The sequence below is a fragment of the Psychrobacter sp. P2G3 genome, from assembly GCF_001593285.1.
Lineage (GTDB): Bacteria > Pseudomonadota > Gammaproteobacteria > Pseudomonadales > Moraxellaceae > Psychrobacter.
The window spans coordinates 365,157-385,609 of the sequence record NZ_CP012529.1 but is presented as its reverse complement, the minus strand read 5'-3'; the positions used below and the strand labels follow the sequence as shown (position 1 = coordinate 385,609).

Here is a 20,453-nt window from a genome sequence, read left to right as displayed (position 1 = left end):
GCTATAGGTATTTGAGGTAATCATTCACCTAAAAAATATAAGTGTTAGATTTTACCGTGACATTGTTTGTATTTTAAACTAGAACCACAAGGACAAGGCGCATTACGACTGATATTCATACCTGCATAAGGGTTCGGCTCAGCATCAATAGCAGTATTATCATCGCCATTAACACTCACATTAGCGCCTGCTGCCGCTACGCCACTACCAAGATTCACACGCATCTGACTCTGGTTATTACTGCTGCGTTCGCTTTGATTTTGAGGACGCGGTGCTGGTTGTGGCTCACCTGACAAGTTATCGACATCACTATGCTCGAACTGCATTTGCATACGTTCAGCATCTGCACGTTGCTGTGCTTCTAGGGCCTCTAACTCTTCTTTGGTCGGGATATGCACGCGCGATAAATCTTGTACTGTCTCTGACTTAATAGCACCCAGCATCATTTGGAATAACTCAAACGACTCACGCTTATATTCTTGCTCAGGGTTCTTCTGTGCATAGCCGCGCAAATGAATACCTTTACGTAGCTGATCCATCTGTGTTAAATGCTCTTTCCAATGCTTATCGAGACTTTGGAGCATAAAATGACGTTCAAGCTGCGCGGCGCTTTGCTCGCCCATCTGCTCACGGCGACCATGATAATGCGCAAGCGCAGTCTCAATAATTTTTGCACGTAAGCCTTCTTCATCAAGACGACGGTCTTCATCGAGCCAATCATTGAGTGGCATATAGAGCTTGAACTCTTCTTCAAGCTCATCTTCTAACCCATCAATATTCCATTGATCATCAACAGAACCTGGCGGGATAAACTGACTAATCATGGCATTATAGACTTCATGATGCATCACTTCGATGGCCTCTAACAAGTCCATATCAGCAAGTAAGTCATCACGCTGACCATAGATAACTTTACGCTGCTCATTGGCCACGTCATCATATTTCAGCAAGTTTTTACGAGCATCAAAATCACGGCTCTCAACTTTACCTTGCGCGTTTTCAATCGATTTCGATACCATTTTATGCTCAATGGCTTCGTCTTCTTTAAGACCCATGGCGCGCATCATATTAACCACGCGGTCACCTGCGAAAATACGCATTAAGTCATCTTCGAGCGATAAGAAAAAGCGCGACATCCCAGGGTCACCTTGACGACCCGCACGACCACGGAGCTGGTTATCAATACGGCGGGATTCATGGCGCTCAGAGCCGACAATATGCAAACCACCAGCCGCGACCACTTGATCGTGCTTGACTTGCCATTGCGCTTTTAGTCGCTGCATTTCTTCTGGACTGACTGAGTCGATATCTTCAATAAATGACTGCCAGTTACCGCCCAAGATAATATCGGTACCACGGCCTGCCATGTTCGTCGCAATGGTAACTGCTTTTGGACTACCCGCCTGTGCAATGATTTCAGCCTCACGCTCATGCTGCTTAGCGTTTAGGACATTATGCTTAACACCTTCTTGATCCAGCAAATAAGACAATTCTTCACTGGCTTCAATCGTCGCGGTACCCACTAGAACTGGAGCGCCTTTTTCTTGAATCTCTTTAATCTCGCGAATAATGCCTTTATATTTGCCTAATTTGGTTAAGAAAATCTGATCATCCATATCAACCCGTGCAATGGGCTTATGGGTTGGAATCACAATCACATCTAAATCGTAAGTCGACTTAAACTCTGCCGCTTCAGTATCAGCAGTACCAGTCATACCTGACAGCTTATCGTACAGACGGAAGAAGTTCTGGAAAGTAGTAGTCGCAAGCGTTTGGTTTTCTGCTTGAATCTCAACGTTTTCTTTGGCTTCTACCGCTTGATGCAGGCCTTCTGACCAACGACGACCTGGCATCGTACGACCCGTGTTTTCATCAACGATGACCACTTCGCCTTCATCGACGATATAATGGACGTTTTTGACAAAAATATGGTGGGCACGAATAGCCGCTTGTACGTGAGCTAATAATGGCAAACGACTTGGGCTATATAGACTTTCATTTTCACCAAGCTCGCCTACTTCAATTAAGAAGCTTTCGATTTTCTCGTAGCCTTTTTCACTGATTTCGATTTGACGGTTTTTCTCATCAATCCAAAAATCTTCTTCTTCGTTATTCTTATTGGCTTCTTCATCTTTTGAGCGTATTAGCACTGGAATAATGGTATTAATCAGTGCATACATCCGCGATGAATCTTCGGCTTGACCCGAAATGATCAATGGCGTACGTGCCTCATCGATTAAAATAGAGTCAATTTCATCAATAATACAGAAGTTTAGCGGACGCTGCTTTTTTTCAGCTAGGCTAAAGACCATGTTATCGCGTAGATAATCAAAGCCGTATTCGTTGTTGGTACCGTAGGTAATATCCGCTTGATAAGCATCAACTTTTTCTTGTGCTGGCTGCTGCGAGTAAATCACCCCAACCGTCAATCCCAAAAAGTTAAATAGTGGACGGTTTAAGTCCGCATCACGAGCGGCCAAATAATCGTTGACCGTGACCACGTGGACGCCTTTACTGCTAACCGCATTCAGATAAATAGCCAAGGTCGCCATCAAGGTTTTACCCTCGCCGGTCTTCATCTCAGCGATTTTGCCTTCGTGCAAGGTGATACCACCGATTAGCTGCACATCATAGTGACGCATGCCTGTGATACGTAAGGAGGCTTCGCGGCAGACGGCAAACGCTTCTGGCAATAGCGCCTCTAAGCTTTCGCCTTTTTGAAAGCGCGCTTTGAACTCTTCTGTTTTTTGTTGTAGTTGTTCATCAGACAGGGCTTGCACGCCAGCCTCTTGGGCATTAATCTTGGTGACCACTTTGCGCATACGCTTAAGTTCACGGTCGTTTTTGGTGCCAACTACACTGCCTACAATCTTTGATAACATAATTTTTTAACCTATGGAAATATTCGATAATTAGCACGGATAGTACGGAGAGTTAAAGCCCAGCCTGAGCCCTATCATCACCTGACATCACTCCCTAACTAAGTATCACCCAATAAAGTGTGTCGTCATTATATATGGTTATGACGCTGATGGATACAAGGGCAATAGGCAGATATTTGCCTGCGCCGAAACGCGACAGGTCATGTTAAAATAGGGTTTATTTTTCATCACCTCTCGCTATTTCGACACTATAGTCAGTGCAAAATAAAAGAGGTATCTATACTGCTGGTATAAATTTTCCTCGCTTGCTGTGCGCTTTGCCAGACATAGGCTTCGTAACCTATATTTTGAAAGCAAGCATTCCAGTAGCACTGCGCTTTTTTTAAGTTGAATCTACTACACTTATGATGAACTCAAAGCTATATATAGTGAATTACTATTCTCAATGTTGTATAAACATGAAAGACTAGATTTGAAAAGTTGTAAAAATAGAGTCTAGCGTTCTTTACCCAAATGCTATGAAAACAAACCTGTTAGTTTTATCAGCAATATTTAAGCCAAACCATATAAGAGATCATGCATGACTGTTAAACCGTCTGATGTAAACCACGCTTCTACTGAAATTTTGACCATAGGCGACGCTGTCTACGATTTGGCCCATCATACGCCGATGATGGTGCAATACCTGACCATGAAGGCACGCTATCCAAACGCATTATTGCTATATCGGATGGGCGACTTTTATGAGCTGTTTTTTGATGATGCCAAGCGTGCAGCGCAGATTCTAGATATTACCCTTACCCGCCGTGGTAACGATAAAGCAGGCAATACTATCGCCATGGCAGGCGTACCGTTTCATGCCGCTGATAGCTATATGGCACGGCTAATTTCGGCTGGGCAAACGGTAGTGGTTTGTGAACAAATTGATGAATCAGCCGATAGTAATAATTATCCAAGCATTGGCGAAAGAAGTAAAAAAGACAACTCGCTGCAAGGTAGCGCTAAAGGCATTAATAAAACCAATAATAAAACAGGCACTAAAGCTAAGCCGCCCACTATCATGCGCCGTGAAGTAGTCAAAACGCTGACCGCTGGGACGATTACCGATGATGCATTAATAGCGCCTAATCATACGCCTACTGTTGTCGCTATCGACATCGCCATTCCTACATTAAGAGCAAAAAACAACAGCAATCAGCCATTACAAGCGGCAGTTAGTCAATTAGACTTGGCGGCAGGTACACTTACCACGCAAACGCTAAACGTAGATAGCAGTATAAGCTCTGAAAATAAAAGCTCTGAGAGTACAAATAGCGATGTAGAAAACTTGCAAGCGCAAATGCTGACCGTTTTGGCACGCTTTGCACCTAGTGAATGTATCGTCAGTGAAGCTATCAGTGAGGACTGGTTGCTATGGTTACGTCGCCATCTTGACTGCCCTATTATAGAAGTAGCGGCCAATGACTTTCACCGTGAGCATGCAGCTGCAACCCTTTGCCAGCAGTTTGAAGTACAGCGCCTTGACGGTTTAGGTATCAGCGATGCGCCACTGAGTCAGTCTAGCTGTGCGGCGCTGATTCATTACGCAAGGCAGACGCAGCAACGTCATGTGCCACAAGTTAACCAACTTATCGTTGAATATAGTGACGACTATCTGATTATAGATGCCAATAGCCAGCAGAATCTTGAGCTATTTACCCCGGTTAGTGCTAATGGAACGTCACTAATATCGGTACTTAATCACTGCAAAACCCCAATGGGTCGACGCTTATTAGTACAGCAAATGAAGCGTCCACTACGCCAGCATGCGCGTATCAATCAGCGTTTGGATGCGATAGCTAGTCTGCTAGCGGTAAGTAAGGAACAAAACAATTCTACTGATATAAATTCTACCTTCATCACCCATTTACGTGACACTCTAAACGCCATTGGTGATATTGAGCGTATTAGTAGTCGTATCGGTCTGATGAGCGCCAAGCCTCGTGACTTGCGCAAGCTTGCTGACGGTATTGCTAGTAGCAATCAGTTGACTACCCTATTAACTGAATCTGGTATCAATTCTGAACATACTGGTTTACTACCGATGCTTATGCAGCAATTGCCTGCCCAGTTACCGGCGGTACAAGCGGTCGCCGACCTTATTGAGCGCGCCATTATCTTAGAGCCTCCTGCCCATATCCGTGACGGTGGTATGCTCGCCGCTGGTTATGATGAAGACCTCGATCGCTTAACCCATCTACATGATAATATTCAAGCGACCCTTGATGAGATGGCGGAACGCACGCGAGAAGAGTGTCAGCTACCAAGTTTAAAAGTCGGCTTTAATAAAGTCAGTGGTTTCTATTTTGAGCTACCTAAGATGCAGGCTAAAAATGCGCCCAGTCACTTTATCCGTCGCCAAACGCTCAAAAATGCTGAGCGCTTTATCACTGATGAATTAAAAGAAGTCGAAACCGAATATCTTAGCGCGCAAACGTTAGCACTGGCACGAGAAAAGCAGCTTTATCAGCAATTACTCACCATTCTCGGAACTCACTTGACTGAGCTGCAACAGTTGAGCGCGGCTATCGCCCAAATAGATGTGCTTAGCAATTGGGCACAGTTAGCCATTACGCATCATTGGCAACGTCCAGTCATGCATAGTGGCTCGTCAAATAACGAGATAAATAATACAGACACGAAGAAAAATAATAACACTCAGCAAAATCAACTTAGCTTTTTAAGCCCTGTTCAAAGCCAATTAGCAAATCAAACGGAAAATCAAACCAGTATTGATATCAAAAAAGGTCGTCATGTCGTTGTTGAGGCGGCTTTGAATCCGGTCAATGCTAATAACAGAAATAGTAACAGTCATATTAATAATAGAAACGCTAATACTGAACATCCTAGCCACTTCGTTGCCAATGACTGCGTGCTTGGCAGCTCTGAGTATCCTGAACGATTATTAATCATTACTGGCCCTAATATGGGTGGCAAATCGACCTTTATGCGCCAGACTGCGCTGATTGTCCTACTTGCTCATTGCGGTAGCTTTGTACCAGCCGAGCACGCATATATTGGTGATATCGACCGTATTTTTACCCGTATTGGCTCAGCCGATGATCTGGCCGGTGGCAAATCGACCTTTATGGTGGAGATGATTGAGACCGCCAATATTCTGAACTTGGCTACTAATAAATCCTTAGTGCTCATGGATGAAGTTGGACGCGGTACGGCTACCACTGATGGACTGGCTATTGCTCATGCTTGTGTCAATCGGCTGCTAGAGATTGGCTGTCTGACCTTATTTGCCACTCACTATTTTGAGCTGACTCAGCTAGCAAATAACCAGTTAGCGGACAACTATGATAGAAAACGCCAAAATAAACAGAATGGTATTCGTAACGTCCATGTCGCGGCAAGCGATGTCGATGGGCAACTGCTATTGCTACATCAAATACGCGAAGGTGCAGCCAGCTCCAGCTTTGGACTGCACGTTGCCAAAATGGCAGGCATTCCAACCCAAGTGCTCAACGATGCCAAACGCTATCTTATTAACAATTTAACCGCTGAGCAGGCAAAAAGTATTGATGACAAAAATGAATTAGCTAAGTCGGCAAACGATAAAGGCCAGCAGCTCGATAACAGTCATATAACTGAGACGAATGTAAAATCCAATGCTCAAGCAAGCTATTCAGCCGATAATAAACAACAAAAACAATTGCTTAGCTTACATGATAAACTTATGAATACTGATCCTGACAGCCTAACACCCAAGCAAGCACATGATTTGCTCTATAATCTTAAACAACTCATTAGTTGTTAAAGGGAATTGTTAAATAAGCCTAAAAGCGTTAAAATACGCCTTATTTTTCACTTATTCTATTTAGGGTATATCATCAATTAGCACATTGATACATTTAGTGGTCTTAAAATGGCTAAATTTTGCTAAACATCGTCAGAAGTCTTGTCAATATGTTCATATTTACGGCAATTTCTTCCTTGTTTAGCGGCAATTTTTCTCATTTTAAGCCTCACGATCTAAATGATGACATGCCCTAGCCATAAACAGGTAGACAGCACTATGACCTTTGTCGTTACAGATAACTGCATCCTTTGCAAACACACCGACTGTGTGGAAGTCTGCCCTGTGGACTGCTTTTACGAAGGGCCAAACTTCCTCGTCATTGATCCCGATGAGTGCATTGACTGCGCGCTATGTGAGCCTGAATGTCCTGCCAATGCAATCTTCTCTGAAGATGAAGTACCGAAAGGGCAAGAGATTTTCACGCAGCTGAATGAAGAGCTGGCACAAAAATGGCCAAACATTACTGAGATGAAAGACAGTCTGCCAGACGCTGAAAAGTGGGATGGTGTAGAAGGTAAGATTCAGTATTTAGAGAAGTAGCTTTTCAAACAAGCTTTTTATTAGATATTCAAAACCATTTAACGGTATCATACGGTTAGATGGTTTTTTATTGTTTCAATTTTTGCCGTTATAGAGTGCGCCCCGCGCACCATTTATCAGCCTTCTAATTATAGGTAGATCTCAATATGACCTTTGTCGTTACAGATAATTGCATTCTTTGCAAATACACCGACTGTGTGGAGGTCTGCCCTGTGGACTGCTTCTACGAAGGGCCGAACTTCCTCGTTATCGATCCCGATGAGTGCATCGACTGCGCGCTATGCGAGCCTGAATGCCCTGCCAATGCAATCTTCTCTGAAGATGAAGTACCGAAAGGACAAGAGATTTTCACTCAGCTCAATGAAGAGCTGGCGCAAAAATGGCCGAATATCACTGAGATGAAAGGCCCGTTACCATACGCTGAAAAGTGGGATGGTGTAGAAGGTAAGATTCAGTATTTAGAGAAGTAGCTGTCTAAACAGACTTTGTATTATCCAAAGAAAAACCACCTAACGGCAATATGCTATTAGGTGGTTTTTTATTGTCTAAATTTACTGGCACGCCTGTGGTAAATACGCTTTAGGTATCCCTGCTGATGGCGTACATTGCCAAGAACCATCAGCGCTACGATCAAGGCTAAGGCTCTGATTGGCTAAATAGTTTAGATTTTGAATATGGCAAACGACTGCGTCAGGCGTGATTGCATTTATTTTTGGGGCTGTCACGCCAAACTGACAATAATTCGTTGTCTCTGGCATATTAAGACCGTCTGGAGAAAAGCCCGTTACTCCTGCACCCTCGTTCATTAATATCTGGTATGGTAGCTTAAAATGACTCAGCTCTTGATAAATAGAAGTTAGTTGTGCCTGTTTAACTCTTATTTGATAGCCAGTAGTAGCTATAGCTGCCAAAATACCAATAACAGCGATAACTATCATCATCTCTATCAAAGTAAAGCCTGACTGAACGGTAATTCGTTGACTGAATTTTGATAGAATCATGGTAGATACCTTACTATACTATAGAATAATTCATTGGCACGTACATCACTCATCAAAATTTTTGGGTATAAAAAAGCCAAACATAATGTTTGGCTTTTTGAGTAATATTTATATTTTTCGTATTATAAATTATATTAAATCTTATAATTTCTTAGCTAATTACAGTCAATGAACTATCAATGGCACAAGATTTATTTTCGAATTTCTCTTCTACGTTACTGATGCATTTCCAAGTTCCATCTTCAGTACGAACAAGCTGTACTTGTTTGCCATTGATACCTGGGTTACCACTATCAAAAGTAACTTGGATAGCACCTGAACCTTTTTTTCTATCTGCGATTTTAACAGTACCGAATGATGGGCTAACGATACCTAAGTCTTCTGGTCTTTCTCCACGTATGGCAGCTTTAGCATCACCTGCTCCATCCGATGTTTCAGGAACTGCTGCTTTAGGTTCAGTTGTACCATCAGGGAATTCACCATATTCCATCACATACTCTTCCAAACCAGTCTTATTCGCAGTTATAGTAGATACTGCTGCAGCAATATTAGCACGGCCTACATAGTTCTGATACTGTGGGATAGCAATCGCAGCTAGAATACCGATGATCGCAACAACGATCATTAGCTCGATTAGGGTAAAACCTTTCTGTGTAGTAGCGTTCATAAGAACTCCTTTAAATAATATAATGACAGCGTAGCCAATTCTTAGTTAGGCATATATACCTGTCGTCAATGATACAAAATGAACGCTAGGATATAGCGCTTATCGTCTTGATAAGATTGTTGCAGGTACTGTGCCAACTTTTTAAAGGAATAGATTATTAAGTTGAGTGTCTTAGATTTGTCATATCCACATACGTAACGAACGGTTATATTTAACAGATAAACGGTATAAACCATTCATTTTATTTCTAAATTGGATGAAATATAAACAAGAAGTAATTTTAAAAAAATAAATGGTATGCCGATGTGAAGTATGAATGGTTGATTTATAGCAATTAACTAACGATAACAATTTTCGTCATAACGCTATTGTTGCTACATTATTACTGAAAATTGTCACTCTAAATAAAGCGTAGAAATTGCTGATTTTGAAGGCTGACATTTTTCGTCAGCATTGTTTGAAGGGGTGTTGCGAGAATGGCTTAGACAATGCAATTAAGCTCTAGTTCCATTCTTTGCCAATGCCACATGTTGTTGCTCGACATTTGACCCCTTGATGATTGAGAGTAAGTACGCCATCGCTTACCATTTGTTGACCTGCCATCGGCGTTGCTGTAATAGTCCATTTTTCAGTGAGCGGATTAGGTGTAAAAGTAACTGTATACAGAGCACCCTGGATAGGATAACTACCGCCTAAACCTGCTGTCAAGGTATTACTATACTTGCCTTGTGCCAGCTTACGACTTTCAATCTGTGAAGCAATATTTTGCATTTCAGTCATCATATCCACACGCTTGGTCTTTATTACATATTGCTGATAGCTAGGATAAGCAATAGCAGCCAATATACCGATGATAGCGACGACGACCATCAGCTCCATAAGGGTAAAGCCTTTATCGCGTTTCATTTTACTTTGCATTACCAGCTCTCCGAATAGGAGCCACAACTGCTAGATGCTAACTTCACGCTAGTATCGCTATTCTTGGTTTTACATTGCAAGCCACTGCTACTTAATAATATTTTGCTGGCGGTAGCGTAGTTACTACTAGGCACTGCCATCATTTTCCAGGATCGACCAACGACATTACTCACAGTACCACCAGTATCGGCATTCACTAGACTTTTGGTGGTATCTGTTCCATCAACTAGACTAATCTTGTAACGATAGTTGCTGGCATTACTGTTCTTTGGTAGATAAATAGTTGTGTTGTCAGTTTCATCAAACCCATATGTCATATCTCCATCCTTATTTACGCTTTTTTTGGGTACAAAGCCTTTGTAGGTTAGAGCGGAGGCTCGCCAGCGGCTAAGCTCTATCTCTAGCCGCTTCATTTGAGACTGCGCTTCTAGCTCTGCATTGCGTATGACATATTGACGATAAGAGGGCATGGCAATCGCTGCTAATATAGCAATAATCATCACTACTATCATCAACTCAATCAGCGTAAAGCCTTGATTATGAGAGCTGCGAGTGCGACTATCAGCAGATAGGATATACTTATTGTTCATAATCGTTTTATCCTAGTCAGAAGACTTTCGATACCAACTCTGAGTATCAAGTACATAGCCACTTGTATTACCAAATATGCCTGCCGATCCCATACCACCTGTATCAGAAGGTCTGCTACTTCCATTGACACTATGAGGTAAAACGTCAGGTACTGTATCTATAAAACTTCTATCACCGTAGCCACTACGGTTTTGATCAACAACCTGTTCTGAGAATGTCTGGTTGCCTATTAGCACTTGAACATTGGTAAATTCTTTACTAAAAGCGCCCAACGACAGCTCTTGTATCCCTTTACCGGCCCGTACAAACCCACCTGTACCGTTTTTAGAGGTATCTGCCTCACAGATCCCCCACGGGAGACAATACAGTTGACGCTCTGAGCCGCCGACTACTTGAGCAGAACAGGTATTGACGGTAGTGTCATACTGCATCTCAGGGCTATAAGCGGTCATATAGTAGACACCACCCATTGCTAAGCCTGTACCCATACTTTTGACATGCTTGATATTTGAATAACCGTCAAAATAGGTCAATGGGTAGCTCCATCCTTGAAACACCCCACTTTGCATTGCTGCTATCACGCCAGACTTAGTCTTTGCTACTCCTGGAGTCACACCAATAGGTGTTGTTACCTTGTCAAAAGGTAGTGACGCTAATTTATCTAGCGTCAACTCATTCGCTACTAAGGTAATCTTGTCGCCATACAAGTTTTGATCGACGATATCTCTGTCTAAAATGCCAAAGACTCGGTTAGCTTCTAATAAGCTATTGCGATGTCGTGATAATGGACTGCTACGATCACCTGAGGCGATATTTACAACGGCGATTCGCTGTCCATTAGTACCATCAGGCTGAAAGAAGCTCACTGAAGGTTGAACATAGAATCGATACTGCAAGCCTTTGGTAGCCAAAAGCTTTGATGTAGCGTCACTGGTACTATCTCCGCTAGTATTGAGCACTCTAGTAACGCGGCGCACAAAGGTATTGAGACCTGCGGTTGAGCTCAAGCTTTGACCATTCTGCAAGTCTACGCGGTACACTTGTCCACCTAAATCACCAAAATATAAATGGTCAATTAATCCATCGTTGTCACGATCTAGCGTCGTAATCTCACTTACGATACTATGCTTCATGGATGACACACTGACGTTTTTGCCGCCTGCAGTTGCTCCTGAAATAGAGGCAATCAGCACTCCTGTATCCGCATCGGCAATATATACCGCGTTGCCTTTTGCTTGAGCAATACTGCTACAGCCACTGATATTGTTTATGGTTGAATTCAGTCTAAAGGTAGGGTCTTCATAGCACTTATCATAACCACCACCAAAGATAATGACGTTTTTGATCGCATCGCTACCAGTGCCGACTTTAATCTTACCGACGACAGGCTTTGCCATCGTCATACCTATACGGCTATAACCACTTGTTGTCTCATTAATGGTAAATAGTTTTGTTGGATCAGTGATAGTACTCACGTCCAATCCGTATAGACCTACCCCACCTTTGCTCAGTCCGCCGTATACTTTCATGCTACTTGCTGATACTTCACCACTACCATCAGTAGCAAACGTATATTTGTACTCGCCTGCAGATGTCCACGGTGCATCAACACCAAATACTGGTGGCCGTATCGTCGCATCCGTATTTACAGCCGCATCTTTGAGGGCTTTTGCTTGGCTTTTTATCAGAGCTTTTGGGACAAAAGCAAGCTCCTCTTCACCTGTTTCGGATTTTGCTAAATGCAATGCGCCTTCCATAGAGCCAAACATGACATAATCATCACGGTCACTAGCGTCGGTGGAGATTTGACCAGCATCAGCGTCTATAGTGCCATCACCGTCAGAGTCTTTTTCAGGTGAGTTAATATCGCCCCCATAGCTCACTAGGGTAGGTTGTGAATGCAGTACACCGCCCAATACTTTGACATCACCACTGGGAGTAGTGATAAGTTTTGCAAGCTCAACTTCTTGGTCACTTGCATCCTTTACTTTCTTAATTAGGTTTGCGTCGATATTTATATCGTAGCCTAAAAAGCTTAATAGATATAATTTTTCTTCAGCACCATAACTGCTATCTAAGTCTTCAAATCCTACTAACTTACCAGCGGTCACCGCTACTTTCTTTAAACCAACGTTATTCTCGACATAGACGGCACGAGTGGTATTACTAGCTGCTGTTGGTGACTTAAGACGCGCATAAAAGCCACCTGCGGTAATACGATTATTGATATTAATCGTGTTACCATTTTCATCAACACCTTGATAGTTTTTAGTACTCCATAGATCTCGAACATTTGGGTTTAGATCTGTAGGAAATCTCTTTCCTGTCGTATCTATACCATCTTTATCCCTATTTTCTTTATTCTTTTTATTTTGATCAATATTGACGTATAAGCGCGTATTAGCAGTGGTTCCTGTCGCTGACTTACCGTACAGCGTACCTTGATTGACCTCGTACTTTTTTAAATTACCAGGCCATATTAACGAATTACTCCCTACTTTTGGTTCAAGCATCGGTAAATAGGCATAGGGTTGGATATTTTGCGTGCTTAGTGGATCTTGAGGAATGGTAATCGTCCCAGAAGGTATACTGGCTAACTCGTTGTCAAGTTTGGTAACGAAAGACAACACGCTATTGACAATATCTTTGGAGTCTTTGGCATAATAAAAGCCGCCCTCACCAAAACCGCCTACGCCAGGATATCCTGCAAAACCTGTCTTATCGTCACTTGACTCCATACCTAGATTACATGAGTTCTGTGCGTCTTTATTCGTTAGTAGGTCACAGCGATAGTACTTTTTCTCATAAGGTGTACCATCGGATAAGGTTGATTGTATTGATTGATAGTTACTAGCATTGTTAAAGACATTGAAACTACTACCAAAACCTACCATAGCGGTTTTGATACCTTTAGTATCTAATTTCTTGGCATAATCCCCAATACAGTCCCACCTTGCCTCACCCCCACTAGCAGTATCTGTATTGTTCATTAAACCACTACATTGAAAGCTGTTATCATTTAGTGTTGATTGCATTATATACTGGGTGTAAGATGCGCCATTGTTAGGCTCACCATCTGTTAACATGTATATACCAGTGCCGGCACATTGTGAGCTTTCAGGCTTGATATAGTTGGTATCATTACGGATAACGCCATCATTGGCAGTATCTAAAAAACCACTATAAGTTGAAGTGCCAGCAGCTGTAGAGCTACCCAATACATAAGCGCCAGCTTCTGCAAGAGCTCTCGCAATAGGTGTGCCCCCATAGGGGTCTAAACCAGCAACATACTTTCTTATATTATCTTTTTGCCCATCTTTTAAAGGTTTGGCAGCGACACCGATCTTTCCATACCTCCCATTATTATGACCATAAGATCCCGCGCCAGCACTGATATTGTCACCCATTTTTGGGTTGCGTAGCAGTTTAAATACAGCGGCTTTTAGCGCACTCATTCTATCTAGTCGCCAGTTGGTTGGCACATCGCCTGCAGCGGTTTCAAGCACCGTACGAGCATCTAGAACGCTGGTGTCTATACAATAAGTAATATCATATCTTTCACCATCGTCAAGACGGGTCTGACTAATAAAATTCTCTTTAAAATCTGTAGGGTAAGACCCTCTATTTAGTGCACTTTGTACAGTATCTTTGCTGTCATTACTATAATAACAAGCCTTACCGTTTTTGCCCGTTAGATTAGGCGTATGGTAGGAATAAGTTACGTTCGTGGGCTCAATGACAGTAGTTTTGACCTCTTCCTCTTTAGTACATTTACCCTTGTTGTTGTATCTAGTACAAACAACCTCTGTCCTTGTTACTTCTCTATTTTCTACTACAACGTAATTCCCTCGTTTATAATCAAGGCTACCATAATCCTCCCACAAGCTATCAATACGTGTTCTGCCTTGGGTAAAGTTACCCATACTACCCGACTTATCTAGCATTAGCATGACCGTGGGCTGAATCTCACCAGTAGGCGGCTGATAGATTGATAAATCTCCCAAGGTGTTATAACTTGCAACACCTCTGGTATCGTAACTAACCGCTGCATCAGTAGTAGTCGTGACTGACATACTAATTGCAGATAATGCGAGCGCTAGCGTAGAGACTTTGAACATTGCCTGAGGAGTACATTGCTGCACTAATAATAAGTTAAGCTTTTTCATGTTGTACTCCTTGGAGTGTAAATATTAATACAAGACAGCATTATGTTTAATCTACTCAATCTTTTGAACTTGATGCGCTGGCTGCTTTAGGTGCGCCAGATGCTGTCACGCTCAACATTTTTTGACAAGCTGTGCTGAATGCGTTGCTAGCAGCACCTTTGCCATAGTCTAAGCATTTTTCGGATGTCAATATATTCTCGAGCTTCACATCTTCTACTAGTGTTGTTGCAGGGGCGCCGATACGTGCTAAGCACTGGTTTAATGTCTCATCATAATATTTTATAATATCGTTATCGTCTTCATCTTTTGCCGCGTAGCCGAAGTCAGCAGCGTTTTGATTCGGTTTTTTCAGACACTTCAAGATTTCGCTTTCTTTTGCTTGAGTCAGTCCTGGCAAAAACGAGGTACTAAATAGACGAAAATTAGGTGAACTACTGTTGGTGTTATTAGTTTGTATTGATACCTCTAACGGTACAAATTCGAAAGGTTGTGCCGTTACCATGCCGCTACTAGGCCTAGTAATAGCCACTTGAGTCATGACATTGTTGCGAGCACTACTAAAATCTTCCGCTTTACTGACACGACAGAAGCCTCCTGAGCTTGAAGCACCTGTTGTCAGCTTGCTACCGCCACTTGGGTCAATTACAGTGGCTTCATTCATTCTAAAAAAATAGGAGGCACGTGGACGATAGCAAAAAACAATTTGATCACCGCGATTTTCCTCTGCACCTATATTCATAAAATAGCCAAACATACCAGCTGAGCTAAGCGCAAGATTCTTTTGGATCACTGCCTCATTGTCGGTTATGTCTATATTGACAAGCTGCTCAATACTTTTATTGGTATTATCTGCTGTAGTAAGCAGTAAAGTTTCTGCTTGTTCACTCGTCGCAAGTTTTAAGTCTGTAGTACTGTTTCTAACCGCTATTGAGCCTGCTGAAATAATTAAGACTAAAAATAACAACACGACGATCAAGGCAGCGCCTTGCTGTCCGGTGGGTATAGATGAGAGATTTTTCATAATATTCCACCTTGTTATGAGTTTTTTTGTCTTGCATTTCGTAAAGCAATTTCATTTTGGAAAACGAAGCGTAAGTACTTTTTTTCTACATCTGTTGCATCAGTTTTAAGTTCGATGTCTTTATCCAAAACCGAAAACTCATTAGACAGCTCTGATGTCTGAACTATATTATTAGAACGTATGATTCCGCCCACCTTTACTGAGATAACATCAGGTTTGTCTACCGATTCAGTGTATTGCTTGACAGTGTAATAACGAATTTCGTCAGCCTCGTTTGTTCCTAGCAAAACATCAAAGTAGTCCATATTTTGAATCACTACTCCACCTTTTTCTCCAAAGTCTCTTATCAGGTTCTTAGCTGTTAGTACTGTAGAGGGCTTGTCCGCTTTACCTTGCTCTACATAATCATCCATATCTTCAGTGATATATCTGCCAGCATCGCAATATAGGGATAGCTGATTGGGTTTAGAGGCGTTTTGAGCATTTAAATAGTAACGCTCTATAATAATTTGACCGCCGATAACTTTTTTGACTTTGTTAATATTTACCTGTCTTGGACCCAAAGCCGGATTACCTTCGCAGTCAAACATGTCCTGCGGTGCTCTGAACTGTATAGTCAACTGTCCGCTTGGTTGGTTTGTCGCTGTCATAGCTGACCATTGATTACCTGCACCTCTGTTCGTTGTCACATCACCTGTATTAGTCAGTAATGCAAGAGGGATATCTTTATTGCCATTCAATTTTATATTCTTTAAATTACCTGTTTGAGTCAAAACTATTCCTGCTCCCTCGTTGGTATCATTAATAGTGTCTGCAAGACCCAAATTTGCAAGTCGAACATGATCTTCTAATACAGGTATGCCAAAGACATTGGAATCTATAATACTTGAACCTGCTTCTTGCAGCGTTACTGATCTGACGTTAGCTATATAGACTTGCATCACTGCTGCTGATATTAATAATCCCAAAACTAATGAGATCATCAACTCTATCAAGGTAAAACCTTGTTGTGTCATGAGTAGCCGTTTAATAGGCTTTTGAGATGAGGGGCCATGTAAAATAAACATTAATAAGCCTCCATGATAAAACATGAGGCACCTGGTTTATAAGTTCCATTGGCATCTGTACAGGAGTATTTTTCGTCATTCATAGTTGGTTTAGTCTGACTCCACGCAGCAATGATACACTGACGTTCATTCATATCGCTGGTATCTGTACAGACCTCCATATTCAACGCAATATCTTTTTCACAAGCTGAGTTGAGAATCATCCCAACATTGTGGTTGACTGCTTCATCTATACTACAGTTGCCTGCATTGCAATCGGGTGCGGCAGCACTATAAGCTTTAACATCCTCGCAGTAGGCGCTTATAACATAATCACTATCAGCTTTTTTACTAACCTTATAAACCTTGTTTACTTGCTCTCTATAAATCGGACCGCTATTGGGTAATATCCGCATACTTTCCGATAAAGCTTTCATTGTAGATATTGATCGAGTACGCATAAGGCTTTCATCAGTAGCTTTTATGGCATTCATTTGCATAGCACTGAATCCTAGTACAGCCACTGTCAATAACAACAACGCCACCATAACTTCGATTAATCCAACACCTTTCTGAGACACTTGTGTTTTCATCAACAACTCCCAGTATTTGTAGTATTGATATTAGCGATACTACTAAGACTTACCTGTCTAGGAGTTTCATTAGTAGAAGCGCTGTCACAAATGGTATAGGTAACATTGGCACCGCCGAACATTACTTTGTTGGGTTGAAAGGTAACAGCAGTGACACTAGTAGGCACAATGATTTGATTGACAATACTTTGACTATGAACGTTATAAGTAGAAAGAGGATTACTACCATCCAATACAGTAACTGTCTTAGGGTTGGCATTAGCGTTATATAGAACGGTAATATTTTGACGACGTATGATACTTTCAGCTTTCGCTTCTTTTAACGCATTTTCTATCGTTGAAGCTGTCGACTTCACCCGTTGGTTGGCTAACTGATTACTGATGTTAGGGGCAGCGATACTGACGATAATGGCAAGCACAGCGATAGTCACCATTAGCTCAATCAGAGTAAACCCTGCGCTGGTTGCTGGTCGTTGGCATGATGAGCTATACAAAGATGCGTTCACATCAATATCCTATTAATAACAGCTAAAAATTTATCAAGGCATAAGAAACGAGCATGAATGTATCTCATCTTTTGCTGATTCTTCAGAGATTTGTTGCAATATTCATTCCATTGCATTTATTAAACAATATTCAGCGTGTCCCTATAGACGATACGTCTTGTAGAGATTTTTTAATGGCATAAAATATAAGAAGCATGAGAATTGAGAAAAGTTAATGTAACATAGAAACAATACAGTATCATTATTTTACATAAAAATATTTATCGTAGATTATTCATTAACATCAATGGTTATTTGTTATTGCTACCATGTGCAAGTGCATAGGCAGATAGATGATAAGGATAAGAGGCAGGAGCACTGATTTTGTTATGAAGGGAGTTTTGATCATGAAAGGAGGATTCGCCATATAGCGTCCGAGCTAATGCTTGTAGACTTGCACCGGTAGTCGCTACGTCATCGAATAGTAATACGCGTTTGACAGGTAGTAGCTCATTAAGCAAAAAAGCATCGTTCAAGTTGGTTAGGCGTTCTGCACGTGTCAGACCTTGCTGACTGACAGTATGATCGATACGCTGAACACCGCGCCAAATGGGAATATCCCAATGTTTGGATAAATAGGCAGACAGGATGGTCACTGGATCAAAACCGCGCTCAGCTAGGCGACTGGGTGTGGTAGGCATCGGTAAGATTACGCTATTACTGCTATGACAGCCCATTGGTCTTGGTAGCTGGCGTAATACATGTACCAATAGAGGTAATTTGGTCATGTCTTCATGATGTTTAAAAGCGCGAATGGCTTGTCGAATTGGATAGTCGTAATAAGTCGCTGCTTGGACGGGCAAAGAGATGCTTGCGGCAATATCCACATTAAAGACTGCAGGTAGCCACGCTATATTGTCTTGGCAGAGGGGGCACAAAAGACCTGTGCTCAATCGCTGATATATATGATTATGATGTGAGGGCGCGGTAACGCTAGATACTTGCGATGCGCTACGATGGATATGACATAGCTGACAGCGTAGATTGATATACTCTGCCAGCCATAGGCCAATTTGATATGGAGCTAAGCGCTGCATCATTAGATTGGTTTTTATTAAAACCCTTTCCAATCGTTGAGCACTATCCCAACACCAACAGACGTGTTTTCATGGTTATAATCAATAATTGATTCGCCATAACCTTGGAACAGCTGCACAAAGCCATTGACGTTTTTCGTTAATGGATAAACGTAGTCAATCTGTGCAGCGCCTTTATTAGTATCAGTGTTATAGCGTAAAGTAGTACTGATACTTTGCTGATTAGGCAGGTCATATAACAAAGTTAAATCACCATGACCCATATAATCTGTGATATCTGGATTATCATCGCTATCATCATCTTCATTATTTACTCGCGCCCATATACGCGGAATAACTGAGAGCTTGCCCCATTCAGCAGCACCTATTAGATAAGCGCGGTTCCATGAGCGTGATATAGGATCAGACTGACCATTTGAGTGATGCACAGCCCCTACCCCTAACATGCGCAAGCGTCCACCGAATGGTAGGTTGGCTGTCACTGGTTGGGTTAAGAAAATCTCTGGCTGATAATCGGTCGCACGAAATGCTCTTGAATCGTCTTCGTTATAAACCTGCCAATGCGACTGCTGAGTATAGCCAAACCATAAGTCAGCGCTAGTATCGAACAAATCTTCAGCCACTTTGGTTTTTAGAGATAACTGGAACTTCAATTCTGTATTACGTATATCGTTAGAAGAGTACTCTCTTCCTGGTTCGTCTACATTACTTGACGTTGGGTTAAGGTTAGGATCAGCGGTATAAAATATAGGCAGTACATAGTTAGGATTATGTGGTCTTGCCGTCCACGTACCGCGCTCACTGTTTTTATCAAGATCGTAGGCTAGACTTAATGGTGTATATCTCTCAATATCTGTTTGAGTGACGCCTGCTTCCTCTAGGATTTGGGCTTCCCCTTTAGTCAATCCGACCGTATCTAGGCTTCCGTTAGAGGTTGACTGACTATTAAGCTCTCCGTTATTACCGTTGGTAGCGGTTTCTTCTTCTGCAAATACTACTTGCGGATTACCTGTTATGGTCGTTCTAAAAGTCTTCGCCAGATCTAGCGGTTGTTTAGTCATTGTATAGCTAGGAACTTGTCCTATTTCTGCTACCTTATCAAAGCAGGCCAAGCGTGCCGCACTAGTCTGTACTTGCGTACATTCAATAAATAGCTCTGATTGCCTTGCAGCATAGTCGCTATTTTTATAATCACTTTCTTTATAAGTGCTTTCTTTGACAGATGCATTAACAGGCTTATTTAAATTTTCGGCTTGCTTGTAGATAGCTTGTGACGCATTCCTATCCTCATATTCAACAGCTGCATCTTTTACAAATATTTCATTATAGACCGGACTGCTATCTGCAGCATGTACCTGCATGGTGAAGCAAGTTAGTGCTATACCGACGGCAAGACTCAAACGGGTTTTAGACCCTACATAAGCGGTAGCTTGGTAAACAGTAATAGGGCTTACGGCCTGACGCTGCGAGATAGTATGAACAAACATAGGTGTCCTTGGTCTTAATTGGCATTATCGCCGACAGATTATCTGAAGTTACTCAAATTATTAAAGTTACTGAAACTAAAGAGCAAAAGTTACTAAAACTAAAGAACAAGCA

15 protein-coding genes are annotated in these 20,453 nt (G+C 41.9%); 3 read left to right on the top strand and 12 right to left on the bottom strand.

Annotated elements, in window-relative coordinates:
• Positions 1-44: 44 nt before the first annotated feature.
• Positions 45-2,882, bottom strand: a complete 2,838-nt coding sequence (gene secA / locus AK823_RS01655) for a preprotein translocase subunit SecA (protein WP_068325702.1) — start codon at positions 2,880-2,882, stop codon at positions 45-47.
• Between the two features lie 580 nt (positions 2,883-3,462).
• On the opposite strand from secA, the gene mutS reads away from it, so the two are divergent.
• From mutS to fdxA (AK823_RS01640), 3 genes are all read left to right on the top strand, one after another.
• Positions 3,463-6,687 carry a DNA mismatch repair protein MutS gene (gene mutS / locus AK823_RS01650; protein ID WP_068325701.1) on the top strand — a complete coding sequence of 1,075 codons (3,225 nt, stop codon included), beginning with the start codon at positions 3,463-3,465 and terminating at the stop codon, positions 6,685-6,687.
• 258 nt (positions 6,688-6,945) lie between these two features.
• A complete protein-coding gene (gene fdxA, locus AK823_RS01645; RefSeq protein WP_068034163.1) occupies positions 6,946-7,269 on the top strand; it encodes a ferredoxin FdxA in 324 nt (107 codons plus the stop codon).
• Positions 7,270-7,415: 146 nt separating this feature from the next.
• Complete coding sequence (gene fdxA, locus AK823_RS01640) at positions 7,416-7,739, top strand: ferredoxin FdxA (protein WP_068325699.1); 324 nt, start codon at positions 7,416-7,418, stop codon at positions 7,737-7,739.
• Between the two features lie 81 nt (positions 7,740-7,820).
• Here the strand turns inward: fdxA (AK823_RS01640) and AK823_RS01635 are convergent, their stop codons facing one another.
• The 11 genes from AK823_RS01635 to AK823_RS01585 all read right to left on the bottom strand — a co-directional run bounded on the left by AK823_RS01635 (position 7,821) and on the right by AK823_RS01585 (position 20,341).
• Positions 7,821-8,270, bottom strand: coding sequence for a pilin (locus tag AK823_RS01635; protein WP_068325697.1), 450 nt, complete (start codon positions 8,268-8,270; stop codon positions 7,821-7,823).
• A 151-nt stretch (positions 8,271-8,421) separates the two neighbouring features.
• Entirely contained in the window at positions 8,422-8,937 is a 516-nt protein-coding gene (locus AK823_RS01630) for a pilin (protein ID WP_068325695.1), read from the bottom strand.
• Between the two features lie 501 nt (positions 8,938-9,438).
• On the bottom strand, positions 9,439-9,855 hold the full coding sequence (locus tag AK823_RS01625; protein ID WP_068034151.1) for a type IV pilin protein: 417 nt from the start codon (positions 9,853-9,855) through the stop codon (positions 9,439-9,441).
• Positions 9,855-10,445, bottom strand: a complete 591-nt coding sequence (locus tag AK823_RS14335) for a prepilin-type N-terminal cleavage/methylation domain-containing protein (protein ID WP_068325693.1) — start codon at positions 10,443-10,445, stop codon at positions 9,855-9,857. Before AK823_RS14335 ends, AK823_RS01625 begins: the two co-directional genes overlap by 1 nt.
• A gap of 12 nt (positions 10,446-10,457) precedes the next feature.
• The gene (locus tag AK823_RS01615) at positions 10,458-14,612 is read right to left on the bottom strand and encodes a PilC/PilY family type IV pilus protein (RefSeq protein ID WP_068325691.1); all 4,155 of its coding nucleotides are present in this window, start codon (positions 14,610-14,612) and stop codon (positions 10,458-10,460) included.
• Between the two features lie 55 nt (positions 14,613-14,667).
• Positions 14,668-15,633, bottom strand: a complete 966-nt coding sequence (locus tag AK823_RS01610; protein WP_068325689.1) for a hypothetical protein — start codon at positions 15,631-15,633, stop codon at positions 14,668-14,670.
• Positions 15,634-15,647: 14 nt separating this feature from the next.
• The gene (locus tag AK823_RS01605) at positions 15,648-16,700 is read right to left on the bottom strand and encodes a PilW family protein (protein WP_068325687.1); all 1,053 of its coding nucleotides are present in this window, start codon (positions 16,698-16,700) and stop codon (positions 15,648-15,650) included.
• Positions 16,700-17,272 (bottom strand): hypothetical protein, encoded by a 573-nt coding sequence (locus AK823_RS01600; protein WP_068034141.1) that lies wholly within the window; start codon positions 17,270-17,272, stop codon positions 16,700-16,702. Before AK823_RS01600 ends, AK823_RS01605 begins: the two co-directional genes overlap by 1 nt.
• The gene (locus tag AK823_RS01595; RefSeq protein WP_228138895.1) at positions 17,272-17,778 is read right to left on the bottom strand and encodes a GspH/FimT family pseudopilin; all 507 of its coding nucleotides are present in this window, start codon (positions 17,776-17,778) and stop codon (positions 17,272-17,274) included. The genes AK823_RS01600 and AK823_RS01595 overlap by 1 nt, the downstream gene beginning before the upstream one ends.
• Positions 17,779-18,068: 290 nt before the next feature.
• Positions 18,069-18,857 carry a ComF family protein gene (locus tag AK823_RS01590; protein WP_228138894.1) on the bottom strand — a complete coding sequence of 263 codons (789 nt, stop codon included), beginning with the start codon at positions 18,855-18,857 and terminating at the stop codon, positions 18,069-18,071.
• 14 nt (positions 18,858-18,871) lie between these two features.
• Positions 18,872-20,341 carry a phospholipase A gene (locus AK823_RS01585; protein ID WP_068325685.1) on the bottom strand — a complete coding sequence of 490 codons (1,470 nt, stop codon included), beginning with the start codon at positions 20,339-20,341 and terminating at the stop codon, positions 18,872-18,874.
• Positions 20,342-20,453: the final 112 nt, after the last annotated feature.